General features: G+C 72.1%; 4 protein-coding genes. All 4 read right to left on the bottom strand.

Annotated elements, in window-relative coordinates; translation table 11 throughout:
• Window positions 1-379 (bottom strand): PAAR-like domain-containing protein (locus ABDW59_RS24535; protein ID WP_343634103.1); only part of this gene is annotated, 379 nt, incomplete at its 3' end.
• On the bottom strand, window positions 376-1,464 hold the full coding sequence (locus ABDW59_RS24530) for a hypothetical protein (RefSeq protein ID WP_343634101.1): 1,089 nt from the start codon (window positions 1,462-1,464) through the stop codon (window positions 376-378). The genes ABDW59_RS24535 and ABDW59_RS24530, both read right to left, overlap by 4 nt.
• Complete coding sequence (locus ABDW59_RS24525) at window positions 1,461-2,570, bottom strand: DUF2169 domain-containing protein (RefSeq protein ID WP_343634099.1); 1,110 nt, start codon at window positions 2,568-2,570, stop codon at window positions 1,461-1,463. Before ABDW59_RS24525 ends, ABDW59_RS24530 begins: the two co-directional genes overlap by 4 nt.
• Window positions 2,567-3,760 (bottom strand): TIGR02270 family protein (locus ABDW59_RS24520; protein WP_343634097.1); only part of this gene is annotated, 1,194 nt, incomplete at its 5' end. The genes ABDW59_RS24520 and ABDW59_RS24525, both read right to left, overlap by 4 nt.

Here is a 3,760-nt window from a genome sequence, read left to right as displayed (position 1 = left end):
TGTGGGTGGTCAGATCCAGGTGCCGCACGACGTTCTTGCCCTCGAATTTCACGTCGAAGGACCAGGCCGCGAAGTAGGTCGTGTTCTGGATCTGGTGGCTCATCACGCCCATGCCCAGGGACTTCGTAGCCGCCTCGTCGCCCTTGCTGGACTTGTAGTTGGAGTCGGTCTTGATGCCCGCCTCCGCGCCGCCGACCATGACGGTGCGCGTGCCGTTGCTGGTGTCGGAGGCCTTGGAGAAGTTGGGATAGGGAATCGGAATCGGCCCCGCCGGCGGCGAGGGCGGCGACAGGCAGACATCGGGCATCGCGCCGTTGGACATGTTGTCGTCCTTCTTGGCGGAGACCTCGCGGCCGTTGGCGAAGACATTGGCGCTCATGAGGCGGCGACCTCCAGGGATGGCGAAGTCCGCGTGCGCGGCACGGCGGGATGGCGATAGCCGAGGACCAGCGCGGCGCGCGCGCCGGCATCGGCGCCGACGTGGCACAGACCCAGCGGTCCCGGCGCGTAGCCGTGGGCCGCGGCATGCGCGGCCTGGGCGAGCAGACAAGGCAGGATGGCGGCGCCGACCTCGCCGAGGTACTCGATCGGATGCCACAGCGCCAGCGGCGCGGCGCGATCGCCGCCGTTGAGCCGGCCGGCCATGAAGGCCGCTTCCTTGAACTTGTAATGCTCGCCCGAGAGATCGGTCAGCCGATACGCGACCTCGCGCAGCGCGACGCCCGCTCCCTTCAGCGCGGCCTGGGCCGCTTGCGTCAGGCCCTGCGCGCGCAGCGGCTCCAGGCTTTCGATGGGGGCGGGCTCCTGCGCCATGCCGGCGCCCAGCACCCGCAGCCCGGTCGCGGACGGCCCCTCCGCGCGAGCCACGCGCAGCGCGGCGCCGGCCTCGCCGGGGAAGAAGCCGTTGGAGTTGCCCGTGGTCATCAGCCGGCGGCGGCGTTGCAGCGCGTCCAGCGTGGGACCGTGCAGGAAGCTGTCCACGCCCGCGATCACGACGCGGCGCGCTTGACCGCCGTCGATCAACGCCATGGCCTGTTGCAGCGCGAGGAAGCCGCCCACCTGATCGGCCGCGATCAACCCGGATCGCGGATGCGCGTCCCAGCCGAGCCGGGCATGGACCTCCGCCAGCAGTCGCGCGTCCAGATCCTCGAAGCGGCCGGGCCGATCGGGCGCGGCGACCGCGATCAGCAGCGGCGTGGCGCGCGCCTCGTCGCTCGCCAGATCGGACAGGCATTCGTGGATGGCGGGGGTGACAAGATCGGCCAGCTTGCCGACGCCTTCCCACCATTGCGGGAGTTGGACCATCGCGCCGCGAAGCGGCTCGCCGGTCTCGCGGTCATCCCAGTTGGTGGCACGCACGCCGCTGATGCCGGCCCGCAGCGCGGCCAGCGTCGCCGGCGCATTGAAGCCCAGCGCGGTCACCAGCCCGTAGCGCTCGAAGGCCAGATCGGTCCAGTCCATCATGCGCGGCCTCTTCGACGCGCGGCCTTGGCGCGCACCGCGTCGGCCAGGCTGGCGTGATAGGTCTTGCCGGGGAAGCGGCGGTCGCGATGCCAGGCGCGCGGCATGTCGCCGGTGATGAGCTCCTTGACGTCGAACACGCTGCGGCCCAGCGGCAGCACGCTGCGCCAGGTCAGCGTGAAGCGACCCTCGTCGGGCTCGAAGACGATGGTGTCGAGCAGGGCCGTCTGCGTCAGGTCGCGGCCGCGATGCGGGATGAAGGTCACCGGCATGGTCCGCGCGGGCAGCGTGAACGCGCGATGGCCGTCGGCGGTGAGGTTGCGCAGCAGCACCGGCTCGCCGCCCTGCGGGAAGGGCAGGATCTGGTCCGGCGGCGCGGCCTGGAAGTAGCGCTCGTCGAAGTCCTCCGGCCACAGCGGCGCGATGTTCTCCATCCAATGCTGGTCGTAGGTGCCGACATGGCCGATGCGCGGCTGCCAGTTGCGCCCGATCGGCGAGAAGGCCTGCGGCGCGTAGTCGCCGCGCGGCGATTCGATGGACTGGCCCAGCGCCTCGGTCAGCGGCAGCGGCTGATCGTCGATCTGGTCCAGATGCTTCCACCAGCCGCGTCCGGCCGGATTGGGCTGGTAGCTGTGCACCAGCCCCTTGGCCTCCTCGGTGCGATCGGTACCGCCAAAGGCCACGTCGTAGGAGAGCGGCTGGCGCAGGAAAGGCTCGGGCGCGGAGGCCGTGGTTCCGACGAGGCGCCTCTGCCATCGGCGCGGACCGACCGCCAGGAACTGCTTCTGCCAGTCGCCGACGCGCAGACCCACCGGGCATTTGTCGACCGGCCGGCCATCGGGTGCATGGGCGCTGCCGATGAGCAGCACATCGCAGGCGGGCTTGCCGTGCGCATAGTCCGACTCGAACAGCGGCGCGCTGAGGCCGGGCTCGCCGCTGAAGACGTCGGCCTGTACCAGCGGCAGCTGCGTCGCATGGCGCTCGGGCGGCTCGCCCGCGACGGGCAGGGTGTAGGTCGCCTTGACGATGGCGACGAGCAACTCGCGGCCGTCGCGGCGCAGGCCCAGGGTCCAGCCGGCCGCGTGATCGGTGACGTTGGTGAACCTCATGGCCGCAGCTCCGCGAGCTGAAGGTCGGCGCGCCGTCCGGTGTCGAAGAGCGGACGGTCGGGTGCCAACGCGCACAGCTCCAGCGCGGCGGCCGCGCGCTGACGCTGATAGCCGTCGCGAAGAACACGCACGATGGACGCGGCGGAGATCGGCTCGCCCGCCAGGTAGCGCTTGCCGGCGGCGAAAGCGCCGGCGCTGCCCTGCCACCAGGCGCAGAGCGCGTCGCGGTCGGGATAGGGCAGCAACGCATCGTCGACGTGACGGCCCGACTCGTCGTCGTCGTCGTCGTCGTCGTCGTCGTCGTCGTCGTCGTCGCCGTCGTCCTCGGCCTCGACCCTGCGCGACGGCGGATCCGTCGACAGGTCCTGCGCATCCAGGTCCAGCCCGGTGATGGTCGAGATCGCTTCGCCCGCCGCGGGGGCCAGTTCAGGATCGCCGCAGCATTCGATCAGCCAGGACATCGCGGCCGGATCGCCGAAGGCGCCCACCGCGAGCACGGCGGCCCGCTTCGTCGCCGGGCCGGCGGCGAGCGTGCGGATCAACTGGCGCGCCTCGGCGGGAGCGCCCAGGCGCATGGCAATCTCCAGCCCTTCGCGCCGTAACGCGGGCGAGTCCAGCCCCAGATCCCAGGCGCGGAGCGCGGGGCCGCGCTCGTGCAGCAGCGCCAACGCGACCGCGGCGGCGAAGCGGCAGTCCCGATGGCGATCGGATTGATAAGCGGCTTGGGCCGCGTCGCGCAGTCCGGTCAGACGCTGTCGGCCGACGGCCTTCAGCGCCTGTGCGCGCACGCCGGCGTCCTCGTCCTGCAACGGGGCGGTGAGGGACTCGACGGTATGGGCCAGATGAGCCGACCGGGCCGCCACCGCGATGCGTCGGTGTGCCGGCACGGCGGAGGAGGCGAGGCGCGCCAGGCTCCAGGCCTGCGCGGTCCACGGCAGCCAGCCCAGCGCGGACACGATGGCGTCGGCGAAATCGGGCGCCGCGTCGGCGAGCGCGACCACATGCCGCATGCCCTCGCGATGCCCGGTGCCGAAGGCGAGCCACGCGGCGGTGAACACGGCGCCCGCCTCGCCGGTGGCCAGGCCGTCGAGGGCCGCGCGCCAGCCGGCGGCCCCGGCGACCTGCAAGCCGTCGAGATGCGCTTGCAGGCGCTCATGCCAGATCGCCAGCCGGTCCAGCCGGAAATGCGG

Origin of the sequence: Roseateles sp. (assembly GCF_039595295.1) — a bacterium.
Classification (GTDB): domain Bacteria; phylum Pseudomonadota; class Gammaproteobacteria; order Burkholderiales; family Burkholderiaceae_C; genus Roseateles.
Note: the sequence above shows the minus strand (reverse complement) of the source record. Positions and strands in the feature narration are given on the sequence as shown.